16 protein-coding genes and 2 pseudogenes are annotated in these 18406 nt (G+C 66.3%); all 18 read left to right on the top strand.

What is annotated here, in order from left to right:
• The first annotated feature begins 128 nt into the window (after positions 1–128).
• The 18 genes and pseudogenes from ACFJIX_RS25765 to ggt all read left to right on the top strand — a co-directional run bounded on the left by ACFJIX_RS25765 (position 129) and on the right by ggt (position 18400).
• Entirely contained in the window at positions 129–488 is a 360-nt protein-coding gene (locus tag ACFJIX_RS25765; protein WP_067273444.1) for an NADH-quinone oxidoreductase subunit A, read from the top strand.
• 173 nt (positions 489–661) lie between these two features.
• Positions 662–1138 carry an NADH-quinone oxidoreductase subunit B family protein gene (locus tag ACFJIX_RS25760; protein WP_067273441.1) on the top strand — a complete coding sequence of 159 codons (477 nt, stop codon included), beginning with the start codon at positions 662–664 and terminating at the stop codon, positions 1136–1138.
• Between the two features lie 20 nt (positions 1139–1158).
• Positions 1159–1749 (top strand): annotated as a pseudogene (locus ACFJIX_RS25755) (NADH-quinone oxidoreductase subunit C); the annotation flags it as partial.
• A 9-nt stretch (positions 1750–1758) separates the two neighbouring features.
• Positions 1759–3015 (top strand): NADH-quinone oxidoreductase subunit D, encoded by a 1257-nt coding sequence (locus ACFJIX_RS25750; RefSeq protein ID WP_377161978.1) that lies wholly within the window; start codon positions 1759–1761, stop codon positions 3013–3015.
• Between the two features lie 11 nt (positions 3016–3026).
• The gene (gene nuoE, locus ACFJIX_RS25745; protein ID WP_377155458.1) at positions 3027–3569 is read left to right on the top strand and encodes an NADH-quinone oxidoreductase subunit NuoE; all 543 of its coding nucleotides are present in this window, start codon (positions 3027–3029) and stop codon (positions 3567–3569) included.
• 12 nt (positions 3570–3581) lie between these two features.
• Entirely contained in the window at positions 3582–4979 is a 1398-nt protein-coding gene (nuoF, locus tag ACFJIX_RS25740) for an NADH-quinone oxidoreductase subunit NuoF (RefSeq protein WP_377155457.1), read from the top strand.
• A gap of 21 nt (positions 4980–5000) precedes the next feature.
• On the top strand, positions 5001–7334 hold the full coding sequence (gene nuoG / locus ACFJIX_RS25735; RefSeq protein WP_377155456.1) for an NADH-quinone oxidoreductase subunit NuoG: 2334 nt from the start codon (positions 5001–5003) through the stop codon (positions 7332–7334).
• Positions 7335–7347: 13 nt separating this feature from the next.
• Entirely contained in the window at positions 7348–8445 is a 1098-nt protein-coding gene (gene nuoH, locus ACFJIX_RS25730) for an NADH-quinone oxidoreductase subunit NuoH (protein ID WP_377155455.1), read from the top strand.
• Between the two features lie 42 nt (positions 8446–8487).
• Positions 8488–8944, top strand: a pseudogene (nuoI, locus tag ACFJIX_RS25725) (NADH-quinone oxidoreductase subunit NuoI).
• Positions 8945–9023: 79 nt separating this feature from the next.
• Entirely contained in the window at positions 9024–9665 is a 642-nt protein-coding gene (locus tag ACFJIX_RS25720; protein ID WP_377155454.1) for an NADH-quinone oxidoreductase subunit J, read from the top strand.
• On the top strand, positions 9665–9976 hold the full coding sequence (gene nuoK, locus ACFJIX_RS25715) for an NADH-quinone oxidoreductase subunit NuoK (protein WP_067273420.1): 312 nt from the start codon (positions 9665–9667) through the stop codon (positions 9974–9976). The genes ACFJIX_RS25720 and nuoK overlap by 1 nt, the downstream gene beginning before the upstream one ends.
• Before the next feature lie 25 nt (positions 9977–10001).
• Positions 10002–12062, top strand: coding sequence for an NADH-quinone oxidoreductase subunit L (gene nuoL / locus ACFJIX_RS25710; RefSeq protein ID WP_377155453.1), 2061 nt, complete (start codon positions 10002–10004; stop codon positions 12060–12062).
• A gap of 18 nt (positions 12063–12080) precedes the next feature.
• Positions 12081–13550 (top strand): NADH-quinone oxidoreductase subunit M, encoded by a 1470-nt coding sequence (locus ACFJIX_RS25705; protein WP_377155451.1) that lies wholly within the window; start codon positions 12081–12083, stop codon positions 13548–13550.
• Between the two features lie 12 nt (positions 13551–13562).
• Complete coding sequence (gene nuoN / locus ACFJIX_RS25700) at positions 13563–15044, top strand: NADH-quinone oxidoreductase subunit NuoN (RefSeq protein WP_377155450.1); 1482 nt, start codon at positions 13563–13565, stop codon at positions 15042–15044.
• A 58-nt stretch (positions 15045–15102) separates the two neighbouring features.
• Positions 15103–15438, top strand: a complete 336-nt coding sequence (locus tag ACFJIX_RS25695; RefSeq protein WP_377155449.1) for a DUF2818 family protein — start codon at positions 15103–15105, stop codon at positions 15436–15438.
• Positions 15419–16078 carry an NUDIX domain-containing protein gene (locus ACFJIX_RS25690; RefSeq protein ID WP_377155448.1) on the top strand — a complete coding sequence of 220 codons (660 nt, stop codon included), beginning with the start codon at positions 15419–15421 and terminating at the stop codon, positions 16076–16078. The genes ACFJIX_RS25695 and ACFJIX_RS25690 overlap by 20 nt, the downstream gene beginning before the upstream one ends.
• Positions 16079–16090: 12 nt before the next feature.
• A complete protein-coding gene (locus ACFJIX_RS25685; RefSeq protein ID WP_377155447.1) occupies positions 16091–16585 on the top strand; it encodes a DUF1178 family protein in 495 nt (164 codons plus the stop codon).
• Positions 16586–16729: 144 nt separating this feature from the next.
• Positions 16730–18400 carry a gamma-glutamyltransferase gene (gene ggt / locus ACFJIX_RS25680; RefSeq protein WP_377161976.1) on the top strand — a complete coding sequence of 557 codons (1671 nt, stop codon included), beginning with the start codon at positions 16730–16732 and terminating at the stop codon, positions 18398–18400.
• Positions 18401–18406 lie beyond the last annotated feature (6 nt).

Genomic DNA, 18406 nt, shown 5'->3' with positions numbered 1-18406 from the left:
CGTGAGCGATTGGATAATCGCTGGCGGCGCGCCCGTTGCTTTTGCCGAATCGTTGGTCGGCCCTGGCCCGCCAATCTTCGGTGACACGTCGGGAATTGGTTTTCCCGGCCATAAAACGAGAGCAAGTCGTGAGCCTGGAACAATACCTGCCCGTCATCCTTTTCATCCTGGTCGGTTGCGGAGTGGGTATCGCCCCGCAAGTACTGGGCTTCCTGGCGGGCCCGCGTCGCCCTGATGCGGCGAAGAACAGCCCCTACGAATGCGGCTTCGAGGCCTTCGAGGACGCGCGCATGAAGTTCGACGTGCGCTACTACCTCGTCGCCATCCTCTTCATCCTCTTCGATCTGGAAATCGCCTTCCTGTTCCCGTGGGCCGTCTCGCTGCGCGAGATCGGACCGGCAGGCTTCTGGGCGATGATGCTCTTCCTCGGCATCCTGGTGGTGGGCTTCGCCTACGAATGGAAGAAGGGCGCGCTCGACTGGGAGTGACGACCCGATGGGCGGATCCGCGATGACGCGCCGGATCCGTGAATGCTTCAGGACACGGCGCCCGTTTCGGGCGCGTGTCCGTTAGGGAAGGGCGACGCGTCAACGCGGCGTTAATGCAACGTCCGCAGTCACGAAGTTCCTTCTCCGCTGATCTCGAAAGATGGGAATTCGATATGGGTAACGAAGGCGTAATGAAGGAAGGCTTCATGACCACCCAGCTGGACAAGCTGGTGAACTGGTCCAAGACCGGTTCGTTGTGGCCGATGACCTTCGGTCTTGCCTGCTGCGCGGTCGAGATGATGCACGCGGGCGCCGCCCGCTACGACATCGACCGCTTCGGCATGCTGTTCCGTCCCAGCCCGCGCCAGTCCGACCTGATGATCGTGGCCGGCACGCTGTGCAACAAGATGGCGCCGGCGCTGCGCAAGGTCTACGACCAGATGGCCGAGCCGCGCTGGGTGCTCTCGATGGGCAGCTGCGCGAACGGCGGCGGCTACTACCACTACAGCTATTCGGTCGTGCGGGGCTGTGACCGCATCGTCCCGGTCGACGTCTATGTCCCGGGCTGTCCGCCGACCGCCGAGGCGCTGCTCTACGGCATCCTGCAGCTGCAGGCCAAGATCCGCCGCGAGAACACCATCGCTCGCTGAGCAGAAGCAGGCAGACCCCCATGACCATCAAACTCGACACCCTGCAGGCGGCCCTGCACAGCGTGCTGGGCGACCAGATCGTCGCGTTCAAGCGCGAGCTGGGTGAAATCACGATCACCGTCGCGGCCAAGGACTACTTCAACGTCGCCAAGCTGCTGCGCGACCACTCCGAGCTGCGCTTCGAGCAACTGATCGACCTGTGCGGCGTGGACTACTCCGCCTACAAGGACGGCGCCTACGAAGGCGCGCGTTTCGCGGTCGTCACCCACCTGCTGTCGATCAACAAGAACTGGCGCCTGCGCCTGAAGGTCTTCGCGCCGGAGGACGACTTCCCGTCCGTCGCCGCCGTGACCCCGATCTGGAACGCCGCCAACTGGTTCGAGCGCGAAGCGTTCGACCTGTACGGGATCATCTTCGAAGGCCACGAGGACCTGCGCCGCATCCTGACCGACTACGGTTTCATCGGCCACCCGATGCGCAAGGACTTCCCGGTGACGGGCCATGTCGAGATGCGCTACGACCCCGAGCAGAAGCGCGTGATCTACCAGCCGGTCACCATCGAGCCGCGCGAGATCACGCCGCGCGTGATCCGCGAAGACAACTACGGGGGGCCTGTGAGCATGCCAGCCGAAATCAAGAACTACACCCTGAACTTCGGCCCGCAGCATCCGGCCGCGCACGGCGTGCTGCGCCTGGTGCTGGAGCTGGACGGGGAAGTCATCCAGCGCGCCGATCCGCACATCGGCCTGCTGCACCGCGCCACCGAGAAGCTGGCCGAGACCAAGACCTTCATCCAGTCGCTGCCCTACATGGACCGCCTCGACTACGTGTCGATGATGTCCAACGAGCACGCGTACTGCCTGGCCATCGAGAAGATGCTCGGCCTGGAAGTGCCGGAGCGCGCGCAGTACATCCGCGTGATGTTCGGCGAGCTGACCCGCATCCTGAACCACCTGCTCTGGCTGGGCGCGCACGGCATCGACTGCGGCGCGATGAACATCCTCATCTACTGCTTCCGCGAGCGTGAGGACATCTTCGACATGTACGAGGCGGTCTCGGGCGCGCGCATGCACGCGGCCTACTTCCGTCCGGGTGGCGTGTACCGCGACCTGCCGGACTCGATGCCGCAGTACAAGGTCAGCAAGATCAAGAACCAGAAGGCGATCGACAAGCTCAACGAGAACCGCCAGGGCTCGCTGCTCGATTTCATCGAGGACTTCTGCGCCCGCTTCCCGGCCAACGTCGACGACTACGAGACGCTGCTGACCGACAACCGCATCTGGAAGCAGCGCACCGTGGGCATCGGCGTCGTCACGCCCGAGCGCGCGCTGAACCTGGGCCTGACGGGTCCGATGCTGCGCGGCTCCGGCATCGCGTGGGACACGCGCAAGACGCAGCCCTACGACGTCTACGGCAAGATGGACTTCGACATCCCGGTCGGCACCAACGGCGACACCTACGACCGCTACTGCGTGCGCGTCGAGGAGATGCGCCAGTCCAACCGCATCGTCCAGCAGTGCGTGAAGTGGCTGAAGGCCAACCCGGGTCCGGTCATCACCGACAACCACAAGGTGGCGCCGCCCAGCCGCGTGGCGATGAAGACCAGCATGGAAGAGCTGATCCACCACTTCAAGCTGTTCACCGAAGGTTTCCGCGTCCCCGAGGGCGAGGCCTACGCCTCGGTCGAGCACCCGAAGGGCGAGTTCGGCATCTACCTGATCAGCGACGGCGCCAACAAGCCGTACCGCCTGAAGATCCGCGCGCCGGGTTATTCGCACCTGGCCGCGCTGGACGAGATGGCCCGCGGACACATGATTGCCGACGCGGTGGCCGTGATCGGCACGATGGACATCGTGTTCGGTGAAATTGACCGTTGAGTGGTGACCGCATGAGCAGCACTGAAATTGTGAGCACCGGGTTCGTGTTGAGCGAGGCCACCGCGGCCCGCTTCGCGCGCGAAGTCGCCAAGTACCCGGCCGAGCAGGCGCAGTCGGCCGTCATGGCCTGCCTGTCCATCGTCCAGCAGGAGCAGGGCTTCGTGTCCCGCGAGGCCGAGGACGCGATCGCGCAGTACCTGGGCATGCCGGCGATCGCCGTGTACGAGGTCACGACCTTCTACAACATGTACAACCAGCGCAAGCTGGGCCTGTTCAAGCTGAACGTCTGCACCAACCTGCCGTGCCAGCTGCGCGACGGCCAGAAGGCGCTGGACCACCTGTGCAAGAAGCTGGGCGTCGAGGCCGGCGGCACGACCGCCGACGGCGTCTTCACCGTGCAGCAGAGCGAGTGCCTGGGCGCCTGCGCCGACTCGCCGGTGATGCTGGTGAACGATCGCCAGATGCTCAGCTTCATGAGCGCCGAACGTCTCGATGAGCTGGTGGATGCGCTCAGAGCGCACCATGGCCAGCAATCTGTGGCCAACAAGAACTGAGGGACCTGGACGATGACCAACATCGCGAACATCGACCTCTCGAAGTGGCAGGCCACGGGTGCCGAGACCTGCTTCCACGACCGCAACATCACCCCGCAGATCTACGCGGGCCTCGATGGCAAGAACTGGTCGCTGAAGGACTACGAAGCGCGCGGCGGCTACCAGGCCCTGCGCAAGATCCTCGCCCAGGGCGAGGGTCAGGGCATGACCTCCGACCAGGTCATCGCGGAAGTGAAGGCCTCCGGCCTGCGCGGCCGCGGCGGCGCGGGTTTCCCGACCGGCCTGAAGTGGAGCTTCATGCCGCGCCAGTTCCCGGGCGCGAAGTACCTGGTCTGCAACAGCGACGAGGGCGAGCCGGGTACCTGCAAGGACCGCGACATCCTCATGTACAACCCGCACATCGTCATCGAAGGCATGGCGATCGCGGCGTACGCGATGGGCATCAAGGTCGGCTACAACTACATCCACGGCGAGATCTTCGAGGTGTACGAACGCTTCGAAGCCGCGCTGGAAGAGGCCCGCGCGGCCGGCCTGCTGGGCGACAACATCCTGGGCAGCAACTTCAGCTTCCAGCTGCACGGCCACCACGGCTTCGGCGCCTACATCTGCGGCGAGGAAACCGCGCTGCTGGAATCGCTCGAAGGCAAGAAGGGCCAGCCCCGCTTCAAGCCGCCGTTCCCGGCCTCGTTCGGCCTGTACGGCAAGCCGACGACCATCAACAACACCGAGACCTTCGCGGCGGTGCCCTGGATCATCCGCAACGGCGGCCAGGCCTACCTCGAGGTCGGCAAGCCCAACAACGGCGGCACCAAGATCTTCTCGATCTCCGGCGACGTCGAGCGTCCCGGCAACTACGAGATCCCGCTGGGCACCTCGTTCGAGAAGCTGCTCGAGCTCGCCGGCGGCATGCGCGGCGGCCGCAAGCTCAAGGCGGTCATCCCCGGCGGCTCGTCGGCCCCGGTGCTGCCGGCCGACGTCATGATGCAGTGCACGATGGACTATGACTCCATCGCCAAGGCCGGCTCGATGCTGGGTTCGGGCGCCGTCATCGTGATGGACGAGACCCGCTGCATGGTGACCAGCCTGCTGCGCCTGTCCTACTTCTACGCGCACGAGTCCTGCGGCCAGTGCACCCCCTGCCGCGAAGGCACGGGCTGGATGCACCGCGTGATCGAGCGCATCGCCCACGGCAAGGGCCGCGTCGAGGACATCGACCTGCTGAACTCCGTGGCCGACAACATCCAGGGCCGCACCATCTGCGCGCTGGGCGACGCCGCGGCGATGCCGGTGCGCGCGATGCTCAAGCACTTCAAGGGTGAGTTCATCGCGATGATCGAACAGGCCCAGCAGAACAAGGCGCCTGCCGCGTCGTCCCCGTCCGCCTCGGCGAAGTCGCCGGCGCACGCCTGATCGGAGCCGCTGAGAAGAACTATGGTTGAAATCGAACTCGACGGCCAGAAGGTCGAAGTGCCCGAAGGCAGCATGGTGATGCATGCCGCCGAGAAGGCCGGCACCTACATCCCGCACTTCTGCTATCACAAGAAGCTGAGCATCGCGGCCAACTGCCGCATGTGCCTGGTGGACGTGGAGAAGGCGCCCAAGCCGCTGCCCGCCTGCGCGACGCCGGTGACGCAGGGCATGATCGTCCGCACCAAGAGCGAGAAAGCCATCAAGGCCCAGCAGGGCGTGATGGAGTTCCTGCTGATCAATCACCCGCTGGACTGCCCGATCTGCGACCAGGGCGGCGAATGCCAGCTGCAGGATCTGGCCGTCGGTTACGGCGCCAGCGCCTCGCGCTACTCGGAAGAGAAGCGCGTGGTGTTCCACAAGAACGTCGGCCCGCTGATCTCGATGGAAGAGATGAGCCGCTGCATCCACTGCACGCGCTGCGTCCGCTTCGGCCAGGAGATCTCCGGCGTGATGGAGCTGGGCATGGCGCACCGCGGCGAGCACAGCGAGATCCAGACCTTCGTCGGCCGCACCGTGGACTCGGAGCTGTCGGGCAACATGATCGACATCTGCCCGGTCGGCGCGCTGACCAGCAAGCCCTTCCGCTACAGCGCCCGCACCTGGGAACTGTCGCGTCGCAAGAGCGTCAGCCCGCATGACTCGACCGGCGCGAACCTGATCGTCCAGGTCAAGAACAACGAAGTGATGCGCGTCGTCCCGCTGGAGAACGAAGCCGTCAACGAGTGCTGGATCGCCGACCGCGACCGCTTCTCCTACGAAGCGCTGAACGGCGACGAACGCCTGACCACGCCGATGCTCAAGCAGGGCGGCGAGTGGAAGTCGGTCGACTGGACCACCGCGCTGGAATACGTCGCCAACGGCCTGAAGCAGGTCAAGACGGAGAAGGGCGGCGCGTCCATCGCCGCGCTGGGCTCCGAGCACAGCACCGTCGAGGAACTGCACCTGCTGGCGCAACTGGTGCGCGGCCTGGGCAGCGAGAACATCGACACGCAGCTGCGCGTCGTCGACCCGGCGCTGCGCGCCGCGGACGGCAAGGCGCTGTGGCTCGGCACCTCGATCGCATCGTTGTCGCAACTGGACCGCGCCTTCGTCGTCGGCTCGTCGCTGCGCAAGGACCACCCGCTGTTCGCGCAACGCCTGCGCCAGGCCGCCCGCCGCGGCGCGCAGATCGTGTCGCTGGCCGGCTCGGTCGAAGACTGGAAGATGCCGGTCGCTGCCGCGATCACCGCCGCGCCGTCGGCCTGGGTCGCTGAACTGGCCAACGTCGCCGCCGCCATCGGCGCCGCCAAGGGCGTGAGCGCGCCGGTGCAAGGCAACGCGACCGACGCCGCCAAGGCGATCGCCGACACGCTGCTGTCGGGCGAGCGCAAGGCCGTGCTGATCGGCAACGCCGCGATCCAGCATCCGCAGGCCGCGACGCTGCTGTCGCTGGCGAACTGGATCGGCGAGCAGACCGGCGCCACCGTCGGCGTGCTGTCGGCCGCTGCGAACAGCGTCGGCGCGCAGCTCGTCAACGCCCGTCCGGGGCAGGGCGGTCGCACGGCGGCCCAGCTGCTGAACGACCAGCCGGCCAAGGCGCTGCTGCTGCTCAACACCGACCCGGTGCTGGACGGCGCGAACGCCGCCGCCGCCGCCAAGGCCGTCAACGCGGCCGAGATGGTCGTCGTGCTGACGCCGTTCAAGACCGGCCCGGTGGTCGAGTTCGCCGACGTGCTGCTGCCGACGGCGCCGTTCACCGAGACCTCGGGCAGCTTCGTCAACGCGGAAGGCCGCCTGCAGAGCTTCGTCGGCGTGGCCAAGGCCCGCGGCGAGACCCGCCCGGGCTGGAAGATCCTGCGCGTGCTGGGCAACCTGCTGAGCCTGCAAGGCTTCGACTTCGACAGCTCCGAGCAGGTCCGCACCGCGGCCCTGGGCTCGTCGCTGGACCTGACGAACCGCCTGGGCAACACCGTGTCGGCCCAATCCGCCGCAGCCGCGCCGGTGCAAGGCCTGGAACGCCTGACGACGGTGCCGATCTACGCGACCGACGCCCTGGTGCGCCGCGCCACCTCGCTGCAGCTGACCCGCGACGGCCGTGACGCGGCGATCGCCTCGCTGCCGCAGGCGCTGTGGACCGAACTCGGCCTGACCGAGCAGGGTGCGCAGGTGCGCGTGACGCAGAACGGCGGCGAGGCCGTGCTGGCCGCGCAGCTGGACGCATCGCTGCCCGCGACCGTGGTGCGCATCCCCGCCGGCATCCCCGAGACCGCCGCACTGGGCGCGTTCACCGGCGCGATCGCCGTGACCAAGGCCTGAGGACGAGACGACGATGGAAAACTTCTATAACGCCGGCGCCTCGCTGCTGGGAGGTGTGGTCTGGCCGGTGGTCTGGAGCGTGCTCAAGATCATCGCCGTGCTGCTGCCGCTGCTGGGCTGCGTCGCCTACCTGACGCTGTGGGAACGCAAGGCCATCGGCTGGTCGCAGATCCGTCCGGGTCCGAACCGTGTCGGTCCGCTGGGCCTGCTGACCCCGATCGCCGACGCCGTGAAGCTGATCTTCAAGGAGATCATCGTCCCGAGCGCCGCGAACAAGGGCCTGTTCTTCCTCGGCCCGATCATGACGATCATGCCGGCGCTGGCCGCCTGGGCGGTCGTGCCCTTCGGCCCGGGCGTCGCGATTGCCGACGTCAACGCCGGCCTGCTGTTCCTGATGGCCATCACCTCGCTCGAGGTCTACGGCGTGATCATCGCGGGCTGGGCCTCGAACTCGAAGTACGCCTTCCTGGGCGCGTTGCGCGCCTCGGCACAGATGGTCTCCTACGAGATCGCGATGGGCTTCTGCCTGGTCGTCGTGCTGATGGTGACCGGCTCGATGAACGTCAGCGCCATCGTGACCAGCCAGGAGCAGGGCTGGTTCGCATCGCACGGCGTGAACATCCTGTCCTGGAACTGGCTGCCGCTGCTGCCGATCTTCCTGGTGTACTTCATCTCCGGCCTGGCCGAGACGAACCGCCACCCGTTCGACGTCGTCGAAGGCGAATCGGAAATCGTGGCCGGTCACATGATCGAGTACTCGGGCATGTCGTTCGCGATGTTCTTCCTGGCCGAGTACGCCAACATGATCCTGGTGTCGGCCCTGGCGGTGCTGATGTTCCTGGGCGGCTGGTCGGCCCCGATCTCGTGGTCGCTGCTGGGCATGGACACGCCCGCGTGGATCCAGCACTCGATGGCGTTCTGGAACTGGTTCTGGCTGTTCGCCAAGACCTTCTTCGTCGTGACCTGCTTCCTGTGGGTGCGCGCGACCTTCCCGCGCTACCGCTATGACCAGATCATGCGTCTGGGCTGGAAGATCTTCATTCCGGTCACCCTGGTGTGGCTCGTCGTGGTGGGTCTGTGGATCCAGTCGCCGTTCAATATCTGGAAGTAATCCGAGGTATCCGCTGTGATCAAGGACCTAGTCAAGAGCTTCATGCTCACCGAGCTGCTGAAGGGCATGGCCCTCACCGGCCGGCATTTCCTCTCGAAGAACATCACGGTGCAGTTCCCGGAAGAGAAGACCCCGCTGTCTCCTCGCTTCCGCGGTCTGCACGCGCTGCGCCGGTACGAGAACGGTGAAGAGCGCTGCATCGCCTGCAAGCTGTGCGAGGCCGTGTGCCCCGCCATGGCGATCACGATCGAATCGGAGGTGCGCGCCGACGGCTCGCGCCGCACGACGCGCTACGACATCGACCTGACCAAGTGCATCTTCTGCGGCTTCTGCGAAGAGAGCTGCCCGGTGGACTCGATCGTCGAGACCGACATCTTCGAATACCACGGCGAGAAGCGCGGCGACCTGTACTTCACCAAGGAGATGCTCCTGGCGGTGGGGGGACCGGTACGAGCCGCAGATCGCAGCCAGCAAGGAGGCCGACGCCAAGTACCGCTGACCGGTCCGGCGGTCGTCTTCACCGCGCCGCGAGGCGAGGGGAGAGGACCGCGACCGGCGGCCTGCTTGCAGGACATCGCATGGATATCACTACCGCGCTCTTCTACGTTTTCTCGTTCGTACTGCTGGCCTCCGCGGTCCGTGTCATCACGGCCAAGAGCACCGTGCACTCGGCCCTGTTCCTGATCCTCTCGTTCTTCAGCGCCTCCTGTCTGTGGATGCTGCTGAAGGCGGAGTTCCTGGCCATCACGCTGGTGCTGGTCTACATCGGCGCCGTGATGGTGCTGTTCCTGTTCGTCGTGATGATGCTGGACTTCGAGTCCACCGCCGTGCGCGAGAGCATCTGGAAGCACCTGCCGGTGGCCAGCCTCGTCGGCGCGGTCATCGCGCTGGAGATCGCCGCCGTGCTGATGGGCGGCTTCCGCGGCGTCGAGAACGCCCCGGAGATCCCCAACATGGCGCAGCTGGGCAACACCAAGCTGCTGGGCATCGAGATCTACACCAACTACCTGTTCCCGGTGCAGATCGCCGCGGTGCTGCTGCTGGTGGGGATCATCGCGGCGATCGCGTTGACGCTGCGCGGCCGCAAGGACTCGCGCCACCAGGACGCGTCGCAGCAGGTGCGCGTGAAGAAGGCGGACCGCCTGCGCATCGTCAAGGTCGCCCCGACCGTCGAAGCGCCGTCGCTGCCGGCGGCTGACAAGAACGAAGGAGCCGCGTGATGGGTGCGCTGAGCCTGAACCATTTCCTGATCCTGGGCGCGTTCCTGTTCGCGCTGTCGGTGATCGGCATCTTCCTGAACCGCAAGAACCTGATCGTGCTGCTGATGGCCATCGAGCTGATGCTGCTGGCGGTCAACATGAACTTCGTGGCGTTCTCGCACTACCTGGGCGACATGGCCGGCCAGGTGTTCGTGTTCTTCATCCTCACCGTGGCGGCCGCCGAGTCGGCGATCGGCCTGGCGATCCTGGTCGTGCTGTTCCGCAACCGCAGCAGCATCGACGTGGAAGAGCTGGACGCCCTGAAGGGCTGACGAGCGTCAGGAAGCGAGAAAAACAATGTCTGCAACACTCTCTCAGAACATGCTGCTGGCGGTGCCCCTGGCGCCGTTGGCCGGCGCCATCGTGGCGGGCCTGTTCGGCAAGCAGGTGGGCCGCCGCGGCGCCCACGTCGTGACCATCCTCGGCGTGCTGGTGGCGCTGATCATCTCCGTGATGACGCTCAACGCCGTGCTCGACGGCGCGCGCTTCAACCAGACCGTCTACGAGTGGATGGTGCTGGGCGGCCTGAAGATGGAAGTCGGCTTCATGATCGACGGCCTGTCCGCGATGATGATGTGCGTGGTGACCTTCGTCTCGCTGATGGTGCACATCTACACCATCGGCTACATGGAGGAAGACCCCGGCTACCAGCGCTTCTTCAGCTACATCTCGTTGTTCACCTTCAGCATGCTGATGCTGGTGATGTCCAACAACATGCTGCAGCTGTTCTTCGGCTGGGAAGCGGTGGGCCTCGTGTCCTACCTGCTGATCGGCTTCTGGTACACGAAGCCGACGGCGATCTTCGCCAACATGAAGGCCTTCCTGGTGAACCGGGTCGGCGACTTCGGCTTCATCCTGGGCATCGGCCTGCTGGTCGCCTACGGCGGCTCGCTGAACTACACCGAGACCTTCGCCAAGTCGGCGGAACTGGCCAAGATCGGCTTCGCGAATCCCTTCGGCGGCGAGCCGTGGATGATGCTGAGCGTGGCCTGCATCTGCCTGTTCATCGGCGCGATGGGCAAGTCGGCGCAGTTCCCGCTGCACGTGTGGCTGCCGGACTCGATGGAAGGCCCGACCCCGATCTCGGCGCTGATCCACGCGGCGACGATGGTGACGGCCGGCATCTTCATGGTGTCGCGCTTCAGCCCGCTGTTCGAGCTGTCCGACACGGCGCTGAGCTTCGTGCTGGTGATCGGCTCGATCACGGCGCTGTTCATGGGCTTCCTGGGCATCATCCAGAACGACATCAAGCGCGTCGTCGCGTACTCCACGCTCTCGCAGCTGGGCTACATGACGGTGGCGCTGGGCGCCTCGGCCTACTCGGTGGCGGTGTTCCACCTGATGACGCATGCGTTCTTCAAGGCGCTGCTGTTCCTCGGCGCGGGCTCCGTGATCATCGGCATGCACCATGACCAGGACATCCGCAACATGGGCGGCCTGCGCAAGTACATGAAGGTGACCTGGATCACCTCGCTGCTGGGCTCGCTGGCGCTGATCGGCACGCCGTTCTTCTCGGGCTTCTACTCGAAGGACTCGATCATCGAGGCGGTCCACGCCTCGCACCTGCCGGGCGCGGGCTTCGCCTACTTCGCGGTGGTGGCCGGCGTCTTCGTGACGGCGTTCTACAGCTTCCGGATGTACTTCCTGGTCTTCCACGGCAAGGAGAACTTCCACCACAAGCCCTTCCCGGGCGAGCACGACCACCACGATGATCACGACGACCATCACGGTGACGCGCACGACCACACCCCGCATGAGTCGAAGTGGGTGGTGACGGTGCCGCTGGTGCTGCTGGCGATCCCGTCGGTGCTGATCGGCTTCTTCACGATCAAGCCGATGCTGCACGGCGACTTCTTCAAGGACTCGATCTTCGTGAACCACGAGGTCCATCACGCGATGACCGAACTGGGCGAGGAGTTCCACGGCGCCGTCGCGATGGCGGTGCACAGCCTGCAGACGCTGCCGCTGTGGCTGGCGATCGCCGGCGTGGCCGTGGCCTACTGGTTCTACATGATCAGCCCGGCGATCCCGGCCGCGATCGCGCGCATCTTCCGCCCGATCGTGACGATCCTCGAGAACAAGTACTACATGGACTGGTTCAACGAGAACGTGCTGGCCCGCGGCGCGCGCGCGCTCGGATCCGGCCTGTGGAAGGGCGGCGACCAGGGCGTCATCGACGGCGTGCTGATCAACGGCTCGGCGCGCACGGTGGGCGGCGTCGCCGGCCTGGTGCGGCTGATCCAGACCGGCCACCTGTACTGGTACGCGCTGGTGATGATCCTGGGTGTCGTGGGTCTGATGACCTGGCAGCTGTGGCCTTACATGGGGCCCCAATTCAAGGCCCTGTTCGGCCTCTGACGCGGGCGGAGAATAAGAATGTTGCTAAGTCTCTCCATTTGGCTGCCCATCGTCTGCGGTGGCCTGCTGCTCGCGCTCGGGCGCGACAACAATGCCGGCGCGGTGCGCTGGATGGCGCTGGTCGCGGCGGTCGCGTCCTTCCTGGTGACGCTGCCGCTGATCAGCGGCTTCGACAACTCGACGGCGGCGATGCAGTTCGTCGAGGTCGCGACCTGGATCCCGCGCTTCAACATCCACTACCACCTGGGCGTGGACGGCATCTCGATGTGGTTCGTCCCGCTGACGGCCTTCATCTCGATCATCGTGGTGATCGCGGCCTGGGAAGTGATCGACACGCGGGTGCACCAGTACATGGGCGCCTTCCTGATCCTGTCGGGCCTGATGATCGGCGTGTTCTGCGCGCTCGACGGCATGCTGTTCTACGTGTTCTTCGAGGCCACGCTGATCCCGATGTACATCATCATCGGCGTCTGGGGCGGACCTCGTCGCGTGTACGCGGCCTTCAAGTTCTTCCTGTACACGCTGGCCGGCTCGCTGCTGATGCTGATCGCGCTGCTGTACCTGTACAGCCAGTCGGGCAGCTTCGAGATCCTGCTGTGGCACAAGCTGCCGCTGGGGATGCCGGCGCAGACCCTGCTGTTCTTCGCCTTCTTCGCGGCCTTCGCGGTGAAGGTGCCGATGTGGCCGGTGCACACGTGGTTGCCGGACGCCCACGTGGAGGCGCCGACCGGCGGCTCGGTGGTCCTGGCGGCCATCATGCTGAAGCTGGGCGCCTACGGCTTCCTGCGCTTCTCGCTGCCGATCGCGCCTGACGCCGCGCGTCACTACGACTGGTTCATCATCGGCCTGTCGCTGATCGCCGTGATCTACATCGGCCTGGTGGCCATGGTCCAGCGCGACATGAAGAAGCTGGTGGCCTACTCGTCGGTGGCCCACATGGGCTTCGTGACGCTGGGCTTCTTCATCTTCAACGAGCTGGGCGTCGCCGGCGGCCTGGTGCAGATGATCTCGCACGGCTTCGTGTCGGGCGCGATGTTCCTGTGCATCGGCGTCCTGTACGACCGCGTGCATTCGCGTGAGATCGCCGACTACGGCGGCGTCGTCAACACGATGCCCAAGTTCGCGGCGCTGGCGGTGTTCTTCGGCATGGCCAACTGCGGCCTGCCGGCGACGGCCGGTTTCGTGGGCGAGTGGATGGTGATCCTGGGCGCCGTCGGCCACAACTTCTGGATCGGCCTGCTGGCGGCCACGGCGCTGATCTTCGGCGCGGCCTACACGCTGTGGATGATCAAGCGCGTCTACTTCGGCGCGGTGACCAACGACAACGTCCGCAACCTGACCGACATCAACGGCCGCGAGTTCCTGATGCTGGGCGTGCTGGCGATCGCGACGCTCTACATGGGCGTGTACCCGAAGCCGTTCACCGACGTGATGCATCAATCCGTCGACGCGCTGCTCAAGCACGTCGCGGTGTCCAAGATCCAATAAGGGCCCAACACAATGAACGACATGAACTGGGTCGCGGTCTATCCCGAAATCCTGTTGCTGGCGCTGGCCTGCGTGGTCGCGCTGGTGGACCTGTTCGTCACCGACGCGCGCCGCACGACGACCTACTGGCTGACGCAGCTCAGCCTGGCGGTGGTCGGCGTGATGCACTTCGCCGCGATGGGCGACGTGCCCACCGAGACGATGCAGGGCATGCTGGTCGTCGACCCGCTCAGCCACCTGCTGAGCGGCGTCAGCGCCATCGCGCTGATCGTCACGCTGGTCTACGCGCGTCCGTACGCCGAGTCGCGCGACATCCTCAAGGGCGAACTGTTCACGCTGAGCCTGCTGGTGCTGCTGGGCGTCAACGTGATGGTGGCGGCCAACAACTTCCTGACCACCTACCTGGGTCTGGAGCTGATGAGCCTGTCGCTGTACGCGCTGACGGCGCTGCGTCGCGATCACACGATCTCGACCGAAGCCGCGATGAAGTACTTCGTGCTGGGCGCGCTGGCCTCGGGCTTCCTGCTGTACGGCCTGTCGATGATGTACGGCGCCACGGGCTCGCTCTCGATCCCGCGCGTGTTCGAGGTCATCTCCACCGGCACCGTCAACAAGGGCGTGCTGGTGCTGGGCGTGGTCTTCGTCGTCGCCGGCCTGGGCTTCAAGCTGGGCGCCGCGCCTTTCCACATGTGGGTGCCGGACGTCTACCAGGGCGCGCCGACGGCCGCGACGCTGCTGATCGGCGGCGCGCCCAAGCTGGCCGCGCTGGGCATGACGCTGCGCCTGCTGGTGGAAGGCATGCTGCCGCTGGCGACCGACTGGCAGCAGATGATGCTGGTGATGGCGGTGGCCTCGCTGGTCGTGGGCAACCTGGCGGCGATCGCGCAGAGCAACCTGAAGCGGATGCTGGCGTACTCGACGATCTCGCAGATGGGCTTCGTCGTGCTGGGCCTGGCTTCGGGCGTGGTGAACGGCCAGCCGGACCTGCATGCGCTGAACGCCTACAGCTCGGCGATGTTCTACGCGATCACCTACGTGCTGACGACGCTGGGCAGCTTCGGCCTGATCATGCTGCTGGCGCGCCAGGGCTTCGAGTCCGAGCAGATCAGCGATCTGGCCGGTCTGTTCAAGCGCAGCCCGTGGTACGCCTTCGTGATGGCGATCTATATGTTCTCGCTGGCCGGCATCCCGCCGATGGTGGGCTTCTACGGCAAGCTGGCCGTGCTGCAGGCGATGGTCACGACGGGCCAGTCGCTCTACATCTGGCTGGCCGTGATCGCGGTGCTGCTGTCGCTGGTGGGCGCGTTCTACTACCTGCGTGTCGTGAAGGTCATGTTCTTCGATGAACCGACCGACCACAGCCCGCTGAGCGCCCCCGCGGACGCCCGCGTGGTGATGTCGCTGAACGGCGCCGCGGTGCTGGTGCTGGGCCTGGTGCCGAGCGGTCTGCTGGCACTGTGCAGCCAGGCCGTCACGCGCGCGCTGGCGCACTGATCGCCGGCGACGGCGGGCGGAAACGGCAGCGGCCGACGACGGGATACGGAGCACGACCATGGATCAAGGCGTTTCTGTCTGGATGGTGCTGGTGGTCGCGCTTGTCGCGGCCAACCTGCCTTACCTGAGTTCGCGCATCCTGCTGGTGGGGCCGCGTCGCGATCCCAAGGCCGGCGGCTGGCGCCTGCTGGAGCTCTTCCTGCTCGCGCTGGTGACGCTGGCCGTGGGCTTCGGCCTCGAGTCGCAGCAGGGCCAGCGTTTCCCGCAGGGCTGGGAGTTCTACGCGGCGGCGCTGGCGATGTTCGTGACCTTGGGCTTCCCGGGTTTCGTATGGCGCTACCTGCGCCGCTCGCGGGCCAAGGTGCGAGAGTTCGATGACGAAGAAGCTGCCTGACGCCAACCGACCCGATGACGACGGCGTGATCGGCATCCCGCCGGCCGCCGATGCCGACGAACATCTGCGCGAAGCCCCGCTGGCGTCCGAGTGGATCCTTCGGGGCAATTTTCTTCATGTGAAGCGCGACCGCGTCGCGCTGCCCAATGGCCGGGAGGCCACGCGCGAGTACATCCGCCACCCCGGCGCGGCGGTGATCGTGCCGCTGTTCGACGACGGCCGCGTGCTGCTGGAACGCCAGTACCGCTATCCGATGGGCCGCGTGGTGCTGGAGTTCCCCGCGGGCAAGCTGGATCCGGACGAATCTCCGCTGCGCTGCGCGATGCGTGAGCTGTTCGAGGAGACCGGCTTCCGCGCGCGCGAGTGGGCCTACGCGGGCGTGCTCCACAACGCGATCGCCTATTCGGACGAACGCATCGAGATCTTCTTCGCCCGCGGCCTGATCGCCGGCGAACGGCAGCTCGACGACGAGGAGTTCCTCGACCTGCTGCCGGTGGCCGAGGACGAGCTCGACCGCATGGCCTTCGACGGTCGCGTCACCGACGCGAAGACGCTGATCTGCCTGCAATGGCTGCAGCGCTGGCGGGCCGGCGCATGGCCATTGGACTGGATGCCGGCGGACGAAGCGTCCAGCCGCTAGCATCGGTCCATCATGCTGGTACTGAACCTGGCCTGCGAGGCCGGCCATGCCTTTGAGGGCTGGTTCGCCTCCGCCACCGATTTCGAGTCGCATCAAGCGCGCGGTCTGCTGAGCTGCCCGCTGTGCAACAGCGCGGCCGTGCGGCGGATGCCAAGCGCGCCGCGGCTGAATCTCTCTTCCGCCGCCGAGCCGACGACGGCGAAGTCGCGCACGAGCGGCGCCGAAGCGCCGTCGCTGCCTTCAGGGCCCTCGATGCCGGACGGCGTGCCGCCGATCGCGATCGAGATGCAGAAGCAGGTCCTGCAGGCGGTTCGCACGCTGATGGCGAAGACCGAGGACGTGGGCGACCGATTCGCCACCGAGGCGCGCCGCATCCATTACGGCGAAGCCGAGGAGCGCGGCATCCGCGGCCGCGCGACGCCGGACGAGGCGCGCGAGCTCGCGGACGAGGGCATCGACATCGTCGCACTGCCGGTGCCCGATGCGCTGAAAGACCCTCTCCAGTAACGACCTGACGCCGCTTGGGATTGCGGGCGACACCGCCGCGGGTGTCGAATGCCCCGTCGCATCTCTTGAGGAATCAGGTTCATGAAGACTTTCCGTTTGCTCACGTGTGCCGCGGCGGTGACCGCGTCCCTGGCCTTTGCGCCGATGGCGCCGTCCCTCGCGGCGTCGGCCGCACCGGTGGCCGCGCAGAACGGCATGGTGGTGACCGCGCAGCACCTCGCGACGCGGGTCGGCGTCGACGTGCTCAAGGACGGCGGCAATGCCGTCGACGCCGCGGTGGCGGTGGGCTACGCGCTTGCGGTCGTGTACCCGGCGGCGGGCAACCTCGGCGGCGGCGGGTTCATGACGATCCAGCTGGCCGACGGCCGCAAGACCTTCCTCGACTTCCGCGAGAAGGCCCCGCTGGCCGCGACGGCCAACATGTACCTCGACAAGGACGGCAACGTCATCAAGGGCCTGAGCACGCACGGGCACCTTGCGGTGGGCGTGCCGGGGACGGTCTCCGGCATGGAGTACGCGCGGGAGAAGTACGGCACGATGAAGCGCCCCGCGCTGATCGCGCCCGCGATTGCGCTGGCGGACCGCGGCTTCGCGCTGGACCAGGGCGACGTCGACATGTTCCAGACGGCCACGAAGGACTTCGTGGCGGACCCGGCCTCGGGCGCGATCTTCCTGAACAAGGGCAAGCCCTTCCAGGCCGGCGACAAGCTGGTGCAGAAGGACCTCGCGAAGACGCTGCGCGAGATCGGTGCCAAGGGCACGGACGGCTTCTACAAGGGCTGGGTGGCGAAGGCGCTGGTCGAGTCCAGCCAGGCCGGCAAGGGCATCCTGACGCAGGCCGACCTGGACCAGTACCAGACGCGTGAGCTCCTCCCGGTGGAATGCGACTACCGCGGCTACCACGTCGTGTCGGCGCCGCCGCCGAGCTCCGGCGGCGTGATCATCTGCGAGATGCTGAACATCCTCGAGGGCTACCCGCTGCGGCAGCTCGGCTGGGGATCGGCGCAGGGCGCGCACTACCAGATCGAGGCGATGCGCCATGCCTACGTCGATCGCAACAGCACGCTGGGCGATCCGGACTTCGTGAAGAACCCGCTGCAACGGCTGTTGGACAAGAACTACGCGGCCAAGCTGCGCGCGGCGATCGACCCGGCGAAGGCGGGCGTGTCGATGGAGATCAAGCCCGGCGTGCCGCCGCATGAGGGCAGCAACACGACGCACTACTCGATCGCGGACAAGTGGGGCAACGCGGTGTCGGTGACCTACACGCTGAACGACTGGTTCGGCGCGAAGGTCACGGCGGCGAAGACGGGCGTGCTGCTCAACAACGAGATGGACGACTTCACCTCCAAGGTCGGCGTGCCCAACATGTATGGGCTGGTGCAGGGCGAGGCGAATGCGATCGCGCCCGGGAAGCGGCCCTTGTCGTCGATGAGCCCGACGATCGTCACCAAGGACGGCAAGCCGGTGATGGTGGTCGGGACGCCGGGCGGCAGCCGCATCATCACGGCGGTGCTGCAGACGATGCTCAACGCCATCGACTTCGACATGAACGTGCAGGAGGCGGTGGACGCGCCGCGCTTCCACCAGCAATGGCTGCCGGACGTGACCAACGTCGAACCGTATGCGTTCTCGCCGGACACGCGCAAGCTGCTGGAAGGCATGGGGCACAAGCTGGGCGCGCCGCATCCGGCGAACCACCTGGCGGCGATCATCGTCGGCGCGCCGTCGCTCAATGGGAAGCCGGTGGGGAACAACCGCTTCTACGGCGCGAACGATCCGCGGCGGAACACGGGGCTGGCGGCCGGCTATTGAGGCGTG

This window comes from Roseateles sp. UC29_93 (assembly GCF_042695725.1).
Classification (GTDB): Bacteria; Pseudomonadota; Gammaproteobacteria; order Burkholderiales; family Burkholderiaceae_C; genus Roseateles; species Roseateles noduli_A.
Note: the sequence above shows the minus strand (reverse complement) of the source record. Positions and strands in the feature narration are given on the sequence as shown.

Coding starts and splice junctions, on each gene's coding strand:
- ACFJIX_RS25760 (WP_067273441.1), top strand. CDS start 662: ATGGGTAACGAAGGCGTAATGAAGGAAGGCTTCATGACCACCCAGCTG.
- ACFJIX_RS25750 (WP_377161978.1), top strand. CDS start 1,759: ATGCCAGCCGAAATCAAGAACTACACCCTGAACTTCGGCCCGCAGCAT.
- nuoE (WP_377155458.1), top strand. CDS start 3,027: ATGAGCAGCACTGAAATTGTGAGCACCGGGTTCGTGTTGAGCGAGGCC.
- nuoF (WP_377155457.1), top strand. CDS start 3,582: ATGACCAACATCGCGAACATCGACCTCTCGAAGTGGCAGGCCACGGGT.
- nuoG (WP_377155456.1), top strand. CDS start 5,001: ATGGTTGAAATCGAACTCGACGGCCAGAAGGTCGAAGTGCCCGAAGGC.
- nuoH (WP_377155455.1), top strand. CDS start 7,348: ATGGAAAACTTCTATAACGCCGGCGCCTCGCTGCTGGGAGGTGTGGTC.
- ACFJIX_RS25720 (WP_377155454.1), top strand. CDS start 9,024: ATGGATATCACTACCGCGCTCTTCTACGTTTTCTCGTTCGTACTGCTG.
- nuoK (WP_067273420.1), top strand. CDS start 9,665: ATGGGTGCGCTGAGCCTGAACCATTTCCTGATCCTGGGCGCGTTCCTG.
- nuoL (WP_377155453.1), top strand. CDS start 10,002: ATGTCTGCAACACTCTCTCAGAACATGCTGCTGGCGGTGCCCCTGGCG.
- ACFJIX_RS25705 (WP_377155451.1), top strand. CDS start 12,081: ATGTTGCTAAGTCTCTCCATTTGGCTGCCCATCGTCTGCGGTGGCCTG.
- nuoN (WP_377155450.1), top strand. CDS start 13,563: ATGAACGACATGAACTGGGTCGCGGTCTATCCCGAAATCCTGTTGCTG.
- ACFJIX_RS25695 (WP_377155449.1), top strand. CDS start 15,103: ATGGATCAAGGCGTTTCTGTCTGGATGGTGCTGGTGGTCGCGCTTGTC.
- ACFJIX_RS25690 (WP_377155448.1), top strand. CDS start 15,419: ATGACGAAGAAGCTGCCTGACGCCAACCGACCCGATGACGACGGCGTG.
- ACFJIX_RS25685 (WP_377155447.1), top strand. CDS start 16,091: ATGCTGGTACTGAACCTGGCCTGCGAGGCCGGCCATGCCTTTGAGGGC.
- ggt (WP_377161976.1), top strand. CDS start 16,730: ATGGCGCCGTCCCTCGCGGCGTCGGCCGCACCGGTGGCCGCGCAGAAC.